Below are 1,504 nucleotides of genomic sequence, written 5' to 3'. Positions count from 1 at the left end.
TGAAAATGGTGAGCTGATTAAGCTCTTAATTTTTTTAAAACCGCTCCACTCTGCACTCAGCAATAGCCGAAGAAAACCACTTCGTCTCTTGCTTCCAAAACCTTGTGCAGGCTCCGCTGGCTTTTTTGACGGTGACATTCGTCACCTCTTTTTCGCTTGGCTTTTGTTCAGTTTTCAAAGAACTCATTTTTAGCGCCGCTCATCAGCGACGATTATTATCTTAACATAGCTTGAATTTATGTGCAACATTTTTTTAAAAGTTTTTATATCAGCATCAAGCAAAGGCTGAAACAAAATAGGTAAGCATTAAATATTTCTCATGCTCAGATATATAAATCTAACACACTTCACAAGGAATGACAATAGTTAATAAAGAATTTATTTCAACTACTTTATAAAGAAGAGATTTGCCTCTTTTATGTTAGCAGGACTGATAAAAACAGATATTGCAAAATAAAAGGGTACAGACTGTGTTAAATGCTAGATTGACCAAAACCAAAAAAGTTCTTAACCCCTACAGGCAAGAACTTTCATTAATTAGAAATTATAGTTAATTTTCATGGTGGAGCCTAGCGGGATCGAACCGCTGACCTCCTGCGTGCAAGGCAGGCGCTCTCCCAGCTGAGCTAAGGCCCCTTTTATGGTCGGGAAGACAGGATTTGAACCTGCGACCCCCTGGTCCCAAACCAGGTGCTCTACCAAGCTGAGCCACTTCCCGTTTGTTAAATTAAATAATGGCGCGCCCTGAGAGATTCGAACTCCCGACCTTTTGATTCGTAGTCAAACACTCTATCCAGCTGAGCTAAGGGCGCAAAAAACCGTAAGTGCCGAGGGCCGGACTTGAACCGGCACGGTAGTCACCTACCGCAGGATTTTAAGTCCTGTGTGTCTGCCAATTCCACCACCCCGGCAGGACTCTTATGGAGCGGAAGACGGGATTCGAACCCGCGACCCCCACCTTGGCAAGGTGGTGTTCTACCACTGAACTACTTCCGCAACATATGTAATGCGGGTGAAGGGACTTGAACCCCCACGTCACAAGGACACTAGATCCTAAGTCTAGCGCGTCTGCCAATTCCGCCACACCCGCATATTACAAAATGGTGAGCCATGAAGGACTCGAACCTTCGACCCTCTGATTAAAAGTCAGATGCTCTACCAACTGAGCTAATGGCTCTCAAACAGTGCCGGCCAGAGGACTTGAACCCCCAACCTACTGATTACAAGTCAGTTGCTCTACCAATTGAGCTAGACCGGCATATTGTAGATTCAAGCTTGACCATCTTAAATGAGATGGTGGAGGATGACGGGATCGAACCGCCGACCCCCTGCTTGTAAGGCAGGTGCTCTCCCAGCTGAGCTAATCCTCCAATATTATATCGCCCGGCAACGTCCTACTCTTGCAGGAGGAAGCCTCCAACTACCATCGGCGCTGAAGAGCTTAACGACCGTGTTCGGCATGGGAACGGGTGTGACCTCTTCGCTATCGCCACCGGACATTTGA

At 46.3% G+C, this 1,504-nt stretch carries 9 tRNA genes and 1 rRNA gene; all 10 read right to left on the bottom strand.

The features are described from left to right. Positions 1–560: 560 nt before the first annotated feature. Positions 561–636 (bottom strand) — tRNA-Ala (locus tag M3212_RS21640). A gap of 5 nt (positions 637–641) precedes the next feature. Beyond that, positions 642–718: transfer RNA gene (locus M3212_RS21635), tRNA-Pro, on the bottom strand. Between the two features lie 17 nt (positions 719–735). Further along, positions 736–812, bottom strand: a tRNA-Arg gene (locus tag M3212_RS21630). Positions 813–825: 13 nt separating this feature from the next. Beyond that, positions 826–911 (bottom strand) — tRNA-Leu (locus M3212_RS21625). A gap of 10 nt (positions 912–921) precedes the next feature. Further along, positions 922–996, bottom strand: a tRNA-Gly gene (locus M3212_RS21620). Between the two features lie 11 nt (positions 997–1,007). Next, positions 1,008–1,090: transfer RNA gene (locus M3212_RS21615), tRNA-Leu, on the bottom strand. An 11-nt stretch (positions 1,091–1,101) separates the two neighbouring features. Continuing rightward, positions 1,102–1,177: transfer RNA gene (locus M3212_RS21610), tRNA-Lys, on the bottom strand. Between the two features lie 8 nt (positions 1,178–1,185). Beyond that, positions 1,186–1,258 (bottom strand) — tRNA-Thr (locus M3212_RS21605). 36 nt (positions 1,259–1,294) lie between these two features. Next, positions 1,295–1,370: transfer RNA gene (locus M3212_RS21600), tRNA-Val, on the bottom strand. An 11-nt stretch (positions 1,371–1,381) separates the two neighbouring features. Then, a 5S ribosomal RNA gene (gene rrf, locus M3212_RS21595) occupies positions 1,382–1,497 on the bottom strand. Positions 1,498–1,504 lie beyond the last annotated feature (7 nt).

This window comes from Halalkalibacter oceani, assembly GCF_023715705.1.
In the GTDB taxonomy this organism is placed as follows: domain Bacteria; phylum Bacillota; class Bacilli; order Bacillales; family Bacillaceae_D; genus Halalkalibacter; species Halalkalibacter oceani_A.
Note: the sequence above shows the minus strand (reverse complement) of the source record. Positions and strands in the feature narration are given on the sequence as shown.